This is a genomic window from Cellulosimicrobium sp. AB352 (genome assembly GCF_049538415.1).
In the GTDB taxonomy this organism is placed as follows: domain Bacteria; phylum Actinomycetota; class Actinomycetes; order Actinomycetales; family Cellulomonadaceae; genus Cellulosimicrobium; species Cellulosimicrobium funkei.
The window spans coordinates 39,025-53,710 of sequence record NZ_JBMVFX010000028.1; the positions used below are offsets into that span (position 1 = coordinate 39,025).

The 14,686-nt window shown below is 73.1% G+C and carries 9 protein-coding genes; 7 read left to right on the plus strand and 2 right to left on the minus strand.

Annotated elements, in window-relative coordinates:
* The first annotated feature begins 4 nt into the window (after window positions 1–4).
* Window positions 5–640: an amino-acid N-acetyltransferase gene (locus ACPCUX_RS17035; RefSeq protein ID WP_423389224.1), complete on the plus strand. Its 636-nt coding sequence runs from the start codon at window positions 5–7 to the stop codon at window positions 638–640.
* Here ACPCUX_RS17035 and ACPCUX_RS17040 read toward each other — a convergent pair.
* Window positions 633–1,664, minus strand: coding sequence for a LacI family DNA-binding transcriptional regulator (locus ACPCUX_RS17040; protein WP_144721679.1), 1,032 nt, complete (start codon window positions 1,662–1,664; stop codon window positions 633–635). The two genes, ACPCUX_RS17035 and ACPCUX_RS17040, sit on opposite strands and share 8 nt — an antisense overlap.
* A 361-nt stretch (window positions 1,665–2,025) precedes the next feature.
* On the opposite strand from ACPCUX_RS17040, the gene ACPCUX_RS17045 reads away from it, so the two are divergent.
* The 4 genes from ACPCUX_RS17045 to ACPCUX_RS17060 all read left to right on the plus strand — a co-directional run bounded on the left by ACPCUX_RS17045 (window position 2,026) and on the right by ACPCUX_RS17060 (window position 7,441).
* On the plus strand, window positions 2,026–3,303 hold the full coding sequence (locus tag ACPCUX_RS17045) for an ABC transporter substrate-binding protein (protein WP_423389225.1): 1,278 nt from the start codon (window positions 2,026–2,028) through the stop codon (window positions 3,301–3,303).
* A 151-nt stretch (window positions 3,304–3,454) separates the two neighbouring features.
* On the plus strand, window positions 3,455–4,465 hold the full coding sequence (locus ACPCUX_RS17050) for a carbohydrate ABC transporter permease (RefSeq protein WP_144721683.1): 1,011 nt from the start codon (window positions 3,455–3,457) through the stop codon (window positions 4,463–4,465).
* 1 nt (window position 4,466) lies between these two features.
* Window positions 4,467–5,357: a carbohydrate ABC transporter permease gene (locus ACPCUX_RS17055; protein ID WP_086149031.1), complete on the plus strand. Its 891-nt coding sequence runs from the start codon at window positions 4,467–4,469 to the stop codon at window positions 5,355–5,357.
* A 110-nt stretch (window positions 5,358–5,467) separates the two neighbouring features.
* Window positions 5,468–7,441, plus strand: a complete 1,974-nt coding sequence (locus ACPCUX_RS17060; RefSeq protein ID WP_340697797.1) for a glycoside hydrolase family 127 protein — start codon at window positions 5,468–5,470, stop codon at window positions 7,439–7,441.
* Between the two features lie 7 nt (window positions 7,442–7,448).
* Here ACPCUX_RS17060 and ACPCUX_RS17065 read toward each other — a convergent pair whose 3' ends face one another.
* Entirely contained in the window at window positions 7,449–8,345 is an 897-nt protein-coding gene (locus ACPCUX_RS17065; RefSeq protein WP_370512482.1) for an A/G-specific adenine glycosylase, read from the minus strand.
* A gap of 216 nt (window positions 8,346–8,561) precedes the next feature.
* Here ACPCUX_RS17065 and ACPCUX_RS17070 point away from each other — a divergent pair, with 216 nt between their 5' ends.
* Both ACPCUX_RS17070 and ACPCUX_RS17075 read left to right on the plus strand, forming a co-directional pair.
* Window positions 8,562–9,401, plus strand: coding sequence for a hypothetical protein (locus ACPCUX_RS17070; protein ID WP_086149030.1), 840 nt, complete (start codon window positions 8,562–8,564; stop codon window positions 9,399–9,401).
* Between the two features lie 640 nt (window positions 9,402–10,041).
* Window positions 10,042–14,686: discoidin domain-containing protein (locus tag ACPCUX_RS17075; protein WP_423389226.1), on the plus strand; the 4,645-nt coding region annotated here is incomplete at its 3' end.

The following is a 14,686-nucleotide window of genomic DNA, read 5'->3' on the forward strand; positions in this document are numbered from 1 at the left end:
CCTGATGCATGACTATGCAGCAGGTGCTCCGCGCGCGTACAGTGTCGCGGTGCCCACGACCTCCGCCGTCCGTGTCCGTCCCGCCCTGCCCGCGGACGTGCGGACGGTGCGTGCGCTCGTGCAGCCCTACGCCGAGGACCGCATCCTCCTGGCCAAGGAGATGGTCGGGTACTACGAGGCGGTCCAGGAGTTCGTCGTCGCCGAGGTGCCGGACCCGGACGCGGCGGACGGCGCGGACGCGCGGCGCGTCGTCGGGTGCGGGGCGCTGCACGTCATGTGGGACGACCTCGCGGAGATCCGCACGCTCGCGGTGGACCCGGCGTGGCGCGGGCACCGCGTCGGGCACGCGCTCGTCGTCGAGCTCGTCGCCCGCGCCCGCGCCCTCGGCCTGCGGCGCGTGTTCTGCCTGACGTTCGAGGTCGACTTCTTCCGCGCGCACGGCTTCCGCACCATCGAGGGGACGCCCGTGTCCCCCGAGGTGTACGCCGAGCTCCTGCGCTCGCACGACGACGGCGTCGCGGAGTTCCTCGACCTCGCGCGCGTGAAGCCCAACACGCTCGGCAACACGCGCATGCTGCTCGATCTCGACGACGTCGACGACCGCGGCAGCGGCGCCGCCGCGGACGCCGTGCTCAGCTGATCGGGACCGTCGACGCGCGGGTCACCACGCGGCAGGGGAGCTCCTCGACGCCCGGGCGCACCGTGCCGTCGATCGCGGCGAAGAGGCGCTGCGCCGCGACGCGCCCGAGCCGCTCGAGGTTCATGTCGACGCTCGTGAGCTGCGGGCGGGCGTTCGTCGTGAGCACCTCCCAGTTGTCGAACCCGATGACCGACACCTCGCCCGGGACGTCGCGGCCGAGCTCGCGCAGCGCGTCGAGCACGCCGCGAGCGATCTGGTCGGAGCCGCAGAAGAACGCGTCGACGTCGCCGTGCTGCTCGACGATCATGCGCGCCGCGCCGCGTCCCCAGCCCTCGCTCCACGAGCCGAAGAACGTCTGACCGCCGACGAGCTCGAGCCCGGCGGCGGCCACCGCGGCCTCGGCGCCCGCCGCGCGGTCCTGCGCGGCCTTGTACCCGGGGTCGCCCGAGACGTGCGCGACGCGGCGCCGCCCGCACGAGAGCAGGTGCTCGACGGCGAGGCGGCCCGCGCCCACGTTGTCGGCGGTGATCGAGACGTCGGAGAGGCCCTCCGACGGCGCGTAGGCGTAGACGACCGGGACGGGGACGTCGGCGCTGAGCGGGGGGCGCGGGTCGGTCCGCGACCCCACGACGATGAGGCCGTCCACGCGCCGGGAGAGCAGGGCGCGCACGTGGTGCTGCTCGCGGATGGCGTCGCCGCGCGCGTCGCAGAGGAAGACGGACACGCGGCCCGCCCCGAACGCGTCCTCGGCCCCCATGAGGACCGGGATCGAGAACCGGCCCTCGAGGTCGCTCGTGAGGAGGCCCACCGTGCCCGTGCGGCCCTTCAGCAGCCCGCGGGCGAGCGCGTTGGGCGCGAACGAAAGGCGCTCGGCGGCCTCGAGGACGCGCAGGCGGGTCTCGGCCTTGACCTGGTCGCGGCCGTTGATCGCCTTGGACGCGGTCGCGATGGACACGCCGGCGAGGCGTGCGACGTCGGTGAGGGTCGCCGCGCGCGGCGAGGCGCTCCCGCTCTGGGTCGTCATGAGGCCGTTCCCCCTCCTGCCGGTGCGCTGCGCTGCGCCCTCGACGATCGAGCCGTGATCGAACTGTAACCCGCTGCCCTGCTTGACGAGGCTATCGCGCTGCCATACATTCAGAAAACCTTTTCGGTTGGTTTCGGCGCCAGGCGACGACGCGAGCACCCGGCTCACGGTCGACGCTAGGACATCGAACACTAGCCGCCTGAGGGGAGGGTCGGCCAGGTGGAGCGCGCCGCAGCGCGACACCGTGACCGAAAACGTGTTCGCCCGAAGCGCGAGCACGGGGCGCAGGTGCAACGGCTCGAAGACGAGTACGAGGAGACACGAGATGACACACCACCGCGGGACCTCGTGGAAGAGGTCCGTGGCCACGACGACGCTCGCCGGCCTCGTCGCGCTGGGGCTCGCCGCGTGCGGGTCCGCCTCCGGCGGCGACGACGCCGCGACGGGCGGCACGGGCGAGGGAGGCGTCGAGGGCGTCGACGACGGCAGCACGCTCACCCTGTGGACGCGCGCGCCGCTCGAGAAGCAGGCGAAGCTCCTGGTGGACGCGTACAACGCGAGCCACGAGAACGAGGTCGAGCTCACCATCGTCCCCAACGACGACTACGTGGCGAAGGTCGGTGCCGCCGCGGGCAGCGGCGGCCTGCCGGACCTGTTCGCGGCCGACATCGTGTATGTGCCGAACTGGGTCGAGCAGGGCCTCTACCAGGACGTCACCGGGCGCATCGACCAGCTCGACTTCGCGGACGAGATCAACCCGGGCCACCTCGAGGCCGGCACGTACGAGGACCAGGAGTACATCCTCCCGTTCGTCCTCGACGTCTCCGTCCTCTTCTACAACAAGGACCTCTACGAGCAGGCAGGCCTCGACCCCGAGGCGCCGCCGACGTCGCTCGCCGAGTTCGCGGAGCAGGCCAAGGCCGTCGACGCGCTCGGTGGCGGGGTGGACGGCACGTTCTTCGGCGGCAACTGCGGCGGGTGCCTCGTCTTCACGTGGTTCCCGTCGATCTGGGCCGCGGACGAGGACGTCCTCGGCGACGGCGGCGCCGAGTCGCTCCTGGCGAGCGACACCGCGCAGGACGTGTACGCCGTCTACAAGGACCTCGTCGACTCCGACGCGGTCGGCGCAGGCACGCGCGACGAGACGGGCGCCACGTGGGTCGCCCCCTTCCAGGAGGGCAAGGTCGGCGTCATGCCGTACCCGGCGACGCTCCTGTCGACGGCCGACGAGACGGTGGACGTGGGCGTCGCGCCGATCCCCGGTCCCGACGGCGGCGGGTCGACCTTCGTGGGCGGCGACGGCATCGGCATCTCCAAGGACAGCGAGAAGTCGGACCAGGCGTGGAACTTCCTGTCCTGGATGATGTCCGAGGACGCCCAGGTGCAGGTGCTCGCCAAGAACGGCGACGTCGTGTCCCGCGCCGACCTGGTCGACAACGAGTTCTCGTCCGCCGACCCGCGCGTCATGACGATCAACGAGATCGCGAGCCAGGGCCGCACGCCCGTCGCGCGCAACTTCCAGCAGGCGTTCAACGCGCCGAACAGCCCGTGGCTCACGCTCGTGCGCAACGCCGTGTTCGGCGACGGCTCGAGCATCGAGCCGGACAACGAGGAGATCACGGCGGTCCTGTCGCAGTGAGGCCCCGGGAGGTCCCGGCGCCGCCGGCGACCTCCCGCGGGTCCACCGCCCGACCACCGACCCGGTCGACCACGGTGCTCGCCGCCGCCCGCAGGCCGCGCGGCGGCGAGCCCGGTCCGGCTTCCCTCGCCCCCGTCCCAGGAGACCAGCCATGTCCGTGCAGTCCGCGCCCTCGACGCCGCCACCACCCGTGCCGCACGGCCCGGCGGCCCGCGGGCCCGTCCCGAGCGACGACCGACCGCCCCGCGCCGCCGGGACCGCGGGCGCCGCGCGCCGCCGTCGACCCGGTCGGTCGCAGTCCGCCCGCGGGTGGGCCTACGCCGCGCCGACGGCCGTTTTCGTCCTCGTCCTCTTCGTCCTGCCGGTGCTGCTCGTCGGCCAGATGTCGGCGTCCGACTGGCCGCTCCTGGCGGGCAACCGCGGCGTGAACTTCCCCGACAACTTCCGCGACGCCGTCGAGAACCGGTTCTTCTGGGACTCCGTCGTCTTCACCCTGAAGTACACGGCCATCGCCACCGTGCTCCTCATCGCGCTGGGGCTGGGGTTCGCGCTCCTGGTGCAGGAGTCGAGCCGGTGGAAGAGCTTCCTGCGCACGTCCATCCTCGTGCCGAGCGCGCTGGGCCTCGCGTCCGCGTCGCTGCTCTTCTACGCGCTGTACTCGCCGCAGGTGGGCCCGATCTCACCGCTGCTGGAGCGCCTGGGGCTCGTCGACGAGCCCGTCTCGTTCCTCGGGTCCCCCGACGGCGCGCTCTGGTCGACGGTGTTCCTCATCGTCTGGCGCTTCGCCGGCTTCTACATGCTGCTGCTCATGGTGGGGCTCCAGGGCATCCCGCACGAGGTGTACGAGGCGGCCCGCATGGACGGCGCCAACCGGTGGCAGACGTTCGCGCGCGTGACCGTCCCGCTGCTGCGCCCGTCGCTCGCGCTCTGCACGATCCTCTGCGTCACCGGGTCGCTGCTCGCGTTCGACCAGTTCTACATCCTCACCAAGGGCGGGCCGGACAACAGCACCATCACCGTCGTCCAGCTCATCTACAACATCGCCTTCCAGGGGCAGAACGACCTGGGCGTGGCCGCCGCGCTGTCGATCATCGTGCTCGCGGCCCTCGTGCTCATCAACGTCGCGCAGGTCCGTGGCATGCGCGCACCCGAGGAGAAGTGACATGGCCGTCACGGCAACCGCCCCCGCCCGCCCCGCACCCGGGGCACGTCCCGCGCCGGCTCCTCGTGCCCGCATCGCGGGCATCCTCACGCGCACCCCGTACTGGGTGCTCACCGGGGGGCTGGCGATCGTCTTCCTCTTCCCGCTGGTGTGGGCCGGCGTGGCGTCGTTCTCGCCGCAGCCCGGCAGCAACCAGGTCGACGGCTGGGGCTTCGGCAACTACGTGACGCTCGCGGGCTACCAGGCCGGCATCGGCCAGTACCTGTGGAACTCCGTCGTCGTCTCCGGGCTCACGGTGCTCTTCACGCTGACCGTCTCGCTGCTCGGCGGGTTCGCGTTCGCACGGTTCCGGTTCCCCGGGCGCGACGTGCTGTTCCTCGTGACGCTCGCGATCCTCATGGTGCCGTACGCGACGCTCCTCATCCCGCTCTACGTGCTGCTCAACACGCTGCACCTGCAGAACTCGCTGCTCGGCCTGGCGCTGGTCCTCACGATGTTCCAGCTCCCGTTCGCGACGTTCATGATGCGGATCTCGTTCGAGTCCGTCCCGCGTGAGCTCGACGAGGCGGCGATGGTCGACGGGTGCTCGTCCTTCGGGGCGCTGCGCCGCGTGCTCGTCCCCGCGGTCAAGCCCGGGCTCATCACCGTGGGCCTGTTCGCGTTCCTCGCCGCGTGGAACGACTTCGTGGCGCCGCTCATCCTCATCACCGACTCGACGAAGGCGCCGCTGCCGCTCGCGGTCGCCAACATGCGCCAGCAGGTCATGGGGATCGTCGACTACGGCGCGACCCAGGCGGGCGTCGTCGTGCTCGCGGCGCCGTGCATCGTCCTGTTCCTGCTGCTCCAGCGCCACTACGTGCGCGGCTTCATGTCCGGGGCGCTGAAGGGATGACGACGCACGTCCCCGACCTCGACCCCGCCCTGCGGCCTACCGATCCGACGCCGTCCGGCGTCGTCCCCGACGAACGACGAGGCGACCCCGTCGCCTCGGGAGGTGCTGCCATGACCACGACCCCGACGGTGCCCCGGACGACGGGGACCGGTGCCCGCCCGACCGACGGCGGACGCCCGGTCGTCCCCGCGACCGGGCGGCTGCAGCCGCTCGGGCTGGCGCAGGTGCGCATCACGGGCGGGTTCTGGGGCGAGCGCCAGGAGGTCAACCGGACCGCGACGCTCGCGCACATCGAGCACTGGCTCGAGGCCGAGGGCTGGCTCGGCAACTTCGACGCCGTCGTGCGGGGCGACGTCGCGACGACGCGGCGCGGCCGCGAGTTCAGCGACTCCGAGGTGTACAAGCTGCTCGAGGCGATGGCCTGGGAGCTCGGGCGCCGGCCCGACGACGCCCTCGAGCGCCGCTTCGCCGCGATCGTCGAGCGCGTCGCCGCGGCGCAGGCACCCGACGGGTACCTGTGCACGCGGTTCGGCCACCCGGGGCAGCCCGCCCGGTACACGGACCTCGAGTGGGGCCACGAGCTCTACGTGCAGGGCCACCTCCTGCAGGCGGCCGTCGCGCGCGTGCGCACCGGCCACCCCGACGACCTCCTCGTCGAGGTCGCGCGGCGCTCCGCCGACCACGTGTGCGAGACGTTCGGGCCCGACGGCATCCAGGGCGTGTGCGGGCACGCGGAGGTCGAGGTGGCGCTCGCGGAGCTCGGGCGCGCGCTCGACGAGCCGCGCTACGTGCGCCAGGCGGCGCTCTTCGTCGAGCGCCGTGGGCACGGCACGCTCGCGGACATCGAGTGGGGCCGCTCGTACTACCAGGACGACGTCCCGGTGCGCGAGGCCACGGTGTTCCGGGGCCACGCGGTGCGCGCGAACTACCTCGCCGCGGGGGCCGTCGACGTGGCCGTGGAGACCGGGGACGACGAGCTCGTCGCCGCGGTCGCGCGGCAGTGGGAGCGCACGCAGGCCGCGCGCACCTACGTCACCGGGGGGCAGGGGTCCCACCACCAAGACGAGGCGTTCGGCGACGACTTCGTGCTGCCGCCGGACCGCGCCTACTCGGAGACGTGCGCGTCGATCGGGTCGGTCATGGTCGCGTGGCGCCTCCTGCTCGCGCAGGGCGACGCGCGCTATGCCGACGTCGTGGAGCGCGCCCTCTTCAACGTGGTCGCGACGTCGCCCGCGCACGACGGCCGCGCCTTCTACTACGCGAACACGCTCCACCAGCGCGTCCCGGGCGAGCCGGCCGCGCCGGACCAGGTGAGCAAGCGCGCCGAGTCGTCGCTGCGCGCGCCGTGGTTCGAGGTGTCGTGCTGCCCGCCCAACGTCGCGCGCACGTTCGCGAGCCTCGCCGGGTACCTCGCCACCGTCGACGACGGCGGGGTGCAGCTCCACCAGTACGCACCGAGCGAGGTCCGCGCGACGCTCCCGTCGGGAGAGCCGGTCGCGCTCGACGTCGAGACCGACTACCCGGCCACGGGCCGCGTCCGCGTGCGCGTCGTCGAGGCGCCGGAGCGGTGGGCGCTCACGCTCCGCGTCCCCGCGTGGTCGGGCTCGGGGCTGCTCGTGGTCGACGACGGCCCCGCCCGCCACGTGCCCGCGGGCACCGTCGCGGTGCCGGACCTGCGGCCGGGGAGCGTCGTCACGCTCGATCTCGACGTGGCGCCCCGGTTCCTCGTGCCCGACGACCGGATCGACGCCGTGCGCGGGTGCGTGGCCGTGCAGCGGGGCCCCGAGGTGCTGTGCGTGGAGTCGGTGGACCTGCCCGGCGGCCGCGACGTCGCCGACCTGCGCGTCGACGTCGCCGTCGCGCCGCGCGAGGAGGACGGGCACGTCGTCGTCCGCGGGCTGCTCGTCGACCCGGCGCCCGGCCACTGGCCGTACGCGCCCCTGCACGGCGGTGCCCCGGGACGGACCGGGTCCGCGCGCGCCGGGGTCGCCCCGGCGGAGCCCGTCGACGTGCGGCTCGTGCCGTACCACGACTGGGCGGGCCGGGGTCCGTCGACGATGCGCGTGTGGCTCCCGACCGTCTGACGCCGGGTCAGGCGGGGAGCCGGTAGAGCACCCCGCCCGGCCCGTCGACCTGCTCGACGAGCCCGTCCTCGACGAGGCTCGCCACGCACCGGTCGAGCTGCGCGGCGTCGTGCCACACCTCGGCCACGACGCCGCGCGGCACCGGGCCCGGCGCGTCGCGCAGCGCCGCCATGACCCGGCCCCGCGCCTGCCGGTCGGTGCCGGCCCAGGCCTGCGTGCGGCGTCGGGCCGCGTGCTCGTCGCCGGGGCGCCCGGCCAGCCGCCACGCGCACGCGTCGCGGACGGGGCAGACGCCGCACCGGGGCGCGCGCGCCGTGCAGACGAGCGCGCCGAGCTCCATCGACGCGGCCGCCCACAGCACCGCGTCGTCGTCGTCCGGCGGGGCGACCGCGGCGGCGGTCGCGCGCTCCGCGGCCGTGTACGACGGCGCGGGCAGCGCGACGCCCCCGACCGCCCGCGCCAGGACGCGGCGCACGTTCGTGTCGACGACGACCGCGCGGCGCCCGTGCGCGAACGCGGTGACCGCCGCGGCGGTGTACTCGCCGACCCCCGGCAGGGCGCGCAGCGCCTCCTCGCCGCGGGGCACCTCGCCGTCGTGCCGCTCGACGATCGCCCGGGCGCACTCCTGCAGGCGCAGTGCGCGCCGCGGGTAGCCCAGCCGGCCCCACGCGCGCAGCACGTCGGCGGTCGGTGCGGCCGCGAGGTCGGCCGGCTCGGGCCAGCGCTCCATCCACGCCCGCCAGGCCGGCTCGACGCGCACGACCGGCGTCTGCTGCAGCATCACCTCGCTCACCAGCACGCCCCACGCGGTGCGGTCGGCCGCGCGCCACGGCAGGTCGCGGGCCGTCGCGCCGAACCAGCGCCCGACGGCGTCGCGCAGCCCCGCGTGCGGGTCTCCGGCCACGGTCGAGAGCGCGGTCGAGGGTGCCGTGCGGGCGGGGCCGTCGGCGCGCGCCGGGCGGGGGGCGGGGGCTGGCACGGGTGGTGGGTCCTCGGGAGGGTCGGGGTCGGGCCGCACACATTGTGCCCCGACCTGGGCCGCCGTCGGCGCGGCACCGGTCCCGCGGGGCGCCCCCACGGCTAGCGTGGTCCCGACCAGCACGAGCACGACGGAGGACCCGTGAGCACGCCGCGGACCGACCGCACCCCGAGGCCGAGCACCCGCCCGAGCACCGGGCCGGGCGCGCCCACGCGCGCCGCCCTGGTGCGGCGTCGGCTCGTCGCGCTCCTCCTCCTCGTGGCGCTCGTCGTCGGCCTCGTGCTGCTCGGCCAGGTGGCCGTCCGCGCCGTCGGGCCGCTGCTGAGCGGCGACGCGAGCGCGCAGGAGGGCAAGTCCCCGCCCCCCACGCCCGAGGCCGCGGGCCCGCCCCGCGACTGCACGGCGGCGTCGCTCGAGCTCGCCGTGACGACGAACGCCGCGGAGTACGAGCCCGGTCGCGCCGTGCAGCTCGACGTGACCGTCCGGCAGTCCGGCGGGCGGCCGTGCCTCGTCGACGGGTCGGACGCGGGCCGTCAGGTGCTCGTCTACTCGGGCGACGAGCTCGTGTGGTCGTCGGCCCACTGCGGGTCCACCGAGCGCCTGCTCCTCATGAGCACGGGCGACGAGGACCCGTCGCGGCTCGTGCGGTGGGACCGCCACCGCTCGGTCGAGGGCTGCGCGCCCGACCAGCCCGAGGTCGACCCCGGCACGTACACGGCGGTGGTGAGCATCGCCGGCGTCGACGGCGCGACGAGCGAGCCCGTGACCTTCACCCTGCTCGCACCGCCCGCGCCCACGCCGGACCCGGCCGAGACCACCGCACCGGCCGACGGCACCGCACCCGCTGAGGGCACCACCCCGGCGGACGGGACCGCTCCTCCCGCCGAGGGGACCCCGCCCGCGGACGGGACGGCTCCCGCGGACGGGACGGCGCCCGCGGAGGGCGCCGCGCCGCCGGACGCGACGACCGACGGGGCGTAGGGCCGAGCCCGCTGCGCGGCGACGTCGCGCTCCTCGCACCCTGCGACCCGCTGCCGGCCGGACCTTCCCCGCTCCTCCCTGTGCCCTGTGCTCGCCCGTGCCCCTCTTCCTCGCCGCCCCGTCCTCGCGGAACCCGCGGCGCTCCGCCCACGAGGGGGCGGGGCGGTCGCCCCTGTGTGGGTCACCTCGGCGAAACGGATGGAAGAGAGTTTTCGGAGACTGGCCGTGTCGATGGCTCTGCCGGTCGATGAGATCGCGTCGCAGCGTCCGATATCGCAGCGCGCAGAGCGAGTATCCGTCAGCAGGGTCGCGGCGCGCTGACCCGGCGGCACCGCGAAGTCGAGACCGAAAACCATTGCGGTAGTCGCTTCCGGCTGGTTGACTGGCTCGCGACTGGCGACCTCATCGCGGAGGGAGCGGGGGCCACGAGCCCCGGGTACGGGACTTCCGCGGCGCGGCGCGAGCCGGCACGACGATCGGGTTCACGCGTCCCGCAGCGGGGCGGGCGGACGAAGCAGTCCACCCGCGCGACGCGTGGTGCCGTCGTCGTCCCGGACCTGTTCCGGTTCCCGATGGAGAGGACTTGGTGATGTCGGGGAGAGCGTGGAGAAGGGTCGTCGCCTCGGCGATGACAGGTGCGATGGCCGCCACCGGCGTCGCACTGGCACCGGCGGCACAGGCCGACGTGGTGCCGGGGAACGAGAGCGACATCGGTGTCTACACCGACGGCACGACGGACTCGATGGACATCGGCGACCCGGTCTACAGGAACCTGGACCAGGTCGCCGCCGCCCTCGAGCCGGGCGTCCCGTGGACCGCGGGCTCGATGCACGGGTCGATCTTCGAGAAGGACCTGGCCGCGGGCGGCACGGACTACTACCTCGACCGCGTGCTCGGGGTGAGCGGGACGGCGAGCAACAGCGTGCTCCAGACGCGCGGGCGGTCGCTGTACCTGCGGGGCAACAGCAACTGGGCGGTCATGGGGTTCGCGGGCTCCGCGTTCGCGGGCGGGCCGAACAACCTCGGCAACCTCTACACCGTGACCGTGCCCGGGCAGACGATCACCGAGGTCGGGGCGCAGCGCTTCAACGCGCCGAGCCACGCGAAGGCGCGCTACACCGTCGGGACGACGGGCGTCGTCGCGGACCTCAAGAAGCTCATCACGTACGACAACGTGGCGCTGTCCGCGCTGACCTTCACCAACCCCGGCGCGAGCGACGTGACCTTCACGGTGCGCGCGTCCTCGCCGCTCGCGACGGCCGCAGCCGACGCGGCCGACGAGCTCACGGGGACCCGCACGCTGACGAGCGGGTCGAACAACGGGCTCGTGGACACGCCGTGGTCCACCGTGACCGTGGGGCTCAAGGCCCCGGGGTTCGAGCGCACGGGGACCAACCTCGACCGCGAGGTCACGGTGCCGGCGGGCGGCTCGGTCGACCTGTCCGTGCTCGGCGTGCTGTCCAGCGACACGCTCCCCGAGTCGGTGGAGAGCTTCCACGAGTACGCCGCGCTGACCCCCGCGGAGGCGTTCCGCACGGGCGTCACGGAGTTCAACCGGCAGTGGGCGGAGGACATCCCGTACATCGACGTCCCGGACGAGGCGATCGAGAAGGCGATCGTCTACCGCTGGTGGGGCGAGCGGTACAACAGCCTGGACGCGAACGAGCCCGGCTACGTGTACCAGTACCCGACGACGATCGAGGGCGTGAACCTCTACCAGAACTCGGTGGCGCTCACGCAGCCCATGCACCTGCAGGACACCAAGTGGATCCGCAACCCGTACCTCGGGTACGGGCAGATCCTCAACATCGGTGAGCTCTCCGGGGCGTCGGCGTTCCTCGACAGCCCGGGGCACACGAGCTGGAACAACCACTACTCGCAGTACCTCGGCACCGCGGGCCTCGAGGCGTACAACGTGCACGGCGGCGGTCCGGCGGTCGCCGAGCGCTTCGCGACGTACTTCGAGGGCGACGGCACCGGGCAGCTCGAGCACTACGACGGCAACGACGACAAGCTCATCGCGTACGACACCAACTACATGCCGGGCAACGACTCCGACGCGATCAGCTTCGGGTACCCCAAGGTCGACGCGGGGGCGCCGGGCGCGCGGACGATCGAGCGCCCGGAGTCCGCGTACGTGTGGGGCGCGTTCGACGCCGCCCGCCAGCTCTACGCGATGGCGGGGGCGGACCCGGAGAAGGTCGCAGAGATGGGGCAGACCGCCGACGAGATCCGGGACGCGATCCTCGGGCGGCTGTGGAGCGAGGAGACGCGCATGTTCCTCGCGGGGACGTCGCACGGCGCGACGTCGGGCGGGAACCAGAACCCGCTGAGCCAGGCCGAGCGCGACCTCATCCCGGCGAAGGAGTCGAACCTCTACGACATCTACGCCGAGAACCTCATCCCGGTCGAGGACGCCGACACGTACGTCGACGGGTTCCGCTTCCTGCGGTACGGGGACAACTTCCCGATCTTCCCGTTCTACACGGCCAACCAGTACGACCGGGCCAAGTACGGCATCGGGGGGTCGAACAACTTCTCCAACATCAACTTCACGGTCCAGTACCGGGGCGTGCGGTCCGCGCTGCGGCACTACGACCCCGACCACACCTACGTCACGCCCGAGTACGCGGCGAAGCTCCTCGACTGGATGGCGTGGAGCATCTACCCGAACGGCGACACCCTCGTCCCCAACCAGGCCGAGTACTACTCGAACTGGAACGCGAGCACGCAGACGTTCAACCGCAACAACCCGAACCACGTGATGCTCGGCAACATGAACTACATCTACGTCGAGGACATGGGCGGCATCCAGCCGCGGTCCGACGACAAGATCGAGCTCTGGCCGATCGACCTCGGGTACGACCACTTCATGGTCAACAACCTGCGGTACCACGGCAAGGACGTGACGATCGTCTGGGACGAGGACGGCTCGCACTACGGCCTCGGCGAGGGCTACAGCCTCTTCGTCGACGGTGAGCGCAAGGCCGCGGCCGACGGCCTCGGCCGGTTCGTCTACGACCCGGCGGCGAACGAGGTCGTGGAGTCGGACGAGGGTCTCGCGGTCGAGGTCGTCGCGGACGAGGGTGCCGACGTGCCCACGGCCGTGGACACCCCGATCGAGGACGAGCGCGTCGTGTCGTACCTGAAGACGGCGGGCATCGACCTCACCGAGGACGCCGGCAACCTCGCGCTCGGGGCGGAGCTGTCGTCGTCGGACACCCAGCAGGGCGCGCGCCCGACGCCGTGGCGCCAGTTCCACACCCCGGGCTGGAGCACCGGCTCAATGAACTACACGCCGGGCGCGATCAAGGAGACGGAGCGGCCCGTGTCGCTCGCCGCGGTCACGGACGGCAGCACCGCCAACGAGCCCTTCTGGGGCAACTACGGCACGGAGGGCGACACGGGCTACGTGGAGCTCGACCTGGGAGAGCCGACGACCTTCGACAACGTCAAGGTCTGGTTCGTCAGCGACCGGCAGGCGGGCGGGTACCGCGAGCCGCTGCGGTACTCGGTCCAGGTGCCCGACGGGTCGGGCGGCTGGACGAGCGTGCCGGACGCGTTCAAGGCGCCCAAGGTCCCCGGGCCCAAGTTCAACGAGGCGCTGTTTGAGGCCGTGACGTCGGACAAGGTCCGGGTCGCGTTCACGAACACGCCGTCGACCTGGACCGCGATCTCGGAGATCCAGGTCTTCGACTCCGGCCGCGAGGTCCCCGAGGTCGTCAACGACGCCCCGGCGGTCGGGGTGAACGTCGACCGGTCGAAGGACGGGAACCTCTCCACCACGCTCGTCGGCACGGTGACCGACGACGGCATCCCGGAGGACGGGACGCTCACCTACGGGTGGTCGACGGTCTCCGCGCCCGACGGGGCGAGCGTCATCTTCGGCGCCGCCGACGCCCTCACCACGACGGTGACCGGCACGGCACCGGGGGTGTACACCTTCCGGCTCACGGCGTCCGACGGCGAGCTCACGACCGAGCGCGACGTCGAGGTCGAGCTGACCGAGAAGGCGACGTCCGCCGAGTTCGGGGCGCTCGCGACCGTCACGACGAGCGGGTCCGCCTCCTGGGAGAACCCGCTGCGGGTCAACGAGTCCTCGACGCCCGCGAGCTCGAACCCCGGTGCGGGCAACGGCTGGGGCACGTGGGGACAGCCCGCGAACGGCACGAGCGCGCAGAACGCCGCGTGGATCCGGTACGCGTGGGAGTCGCCGGTGCTCGTCGCGTCGACCGACATCTACTGGTACGACGACAACGGCGGGACGCGCATGCCGCGTGCGGACACGTACACGGTCGAGCACTCGCAGAACGGCACCGACTGGACGCCCGTCACCCTGACCGAGGGCTCCACGTACGCGGGCGCGCTCCAGCTCAACGCGTACAACCACCTGGAGTTCGAGCCCGTCGAGGCCAGCTACCTGCGGGTCCGGATCACGGGCGTGCAGACCGGCGGCGCCGGCACCGGCATCCTGCGGTGGCGCGTCAACGGCGACACCGTCGACTCCGTGGCGAGCCCCGTGATCCTGCGGACCGTCACGGGCGAGGTGCCGGAGCTCCCCTCGACGCTCGACGTCGTGTACTCGAGCGGGCGCCGCGGTGCCGTCGAGTTCACGTGGCAGCCGATCACGCCCGCCATGGTCGCCGAGACCAACGTCGAGCCGTTCACCGTCTACGGCACCAACACGACCTACGGCCTCATCGCCGAGGCCCAGGTGTACGTGCGGCCGGAGAGCTCGCAGGGCGGCATCTCCATCCAGGGCGCCGAGCAGTTCGAGCAGAGCGTCGACGTCGGCGAGCAGCCGTGGCTGCCCACCAAGGTCCTCGTCTCCTACAACGACGGCTCGCGCGACAACCAGGCCGTCGGGGTCGAGTGGGACTTCGACGAGAGCGTCGTCGAGACGCCGGGCGTGTACGTCGTCCGGGGCGACCTCGTCCTCCCGGACTACGTCAGCACGGCCGGCACCACGACGACGACGCTCACCCTCACTGTGGGCGACGGCGCTCCCGCGGGCCCGGCCGTCACCGTGACGACCGAGACCCGCTGCCTCGCCGGCAAGGTCTACGTCGCGGTCCGTGCGCAGAACGACGACGCCGCGCCCCTCACGGTGCGCCTCGACACGCCGTTCGGCACCAGGACCGTCAACGGCGTCGAACCAGGGAAGAACGCCTACCAGTCCTTCGCCTCCCGCGCGTCCTCCGTCGAGGCCGGTGAGGTCACGGTCGTGGCCACCGACGCCGAGGGGAGGTCGACGACCGTCACCGAGCAGTACGACGCGCGCTCCT

Excerpts from the sequence above, each read along its gene's own strand:
- ACPCUX_RS17035 (WP_423389224.1), top strand. The coding sequence starts at position 5 with ATGCATGACTATGCAGCAGGTGCTCCGCGCGCGTACAGTGTCGCGGTG.
- ACPCUX_RS17040 (WP_144721679.1), bottom strand. The coding sequence starts at position 1,664 with ATGACGACCCAGAGCGGGAGCGCCTCGCCGCGCGCGGCGACCCTCACC.
- ACPCUX_RS17050 (WP_144721683.1), top strand. The coding sequence starts at position 3,455 with ATGTCCGTGCAGTCCGCGCCCTCGACGCCGCCACCACCCGTGCCGCAC.
- ACPCUX_RS17055 (WP_086149031.1), top strand. The coding sequence starts at position 4,467 with ATGGCCGTCACGGCAACCGCCCCCGCCCGCCCCGCACCCGGGGCACGT.
- ACPCUX_RS17060 (WP_340697797.1), top strand. The coding sequence starts at position 5,468 with ATGACCACGACCCCGACGGTGCCCCGGACGACGGGGACCGGTGCCCGC.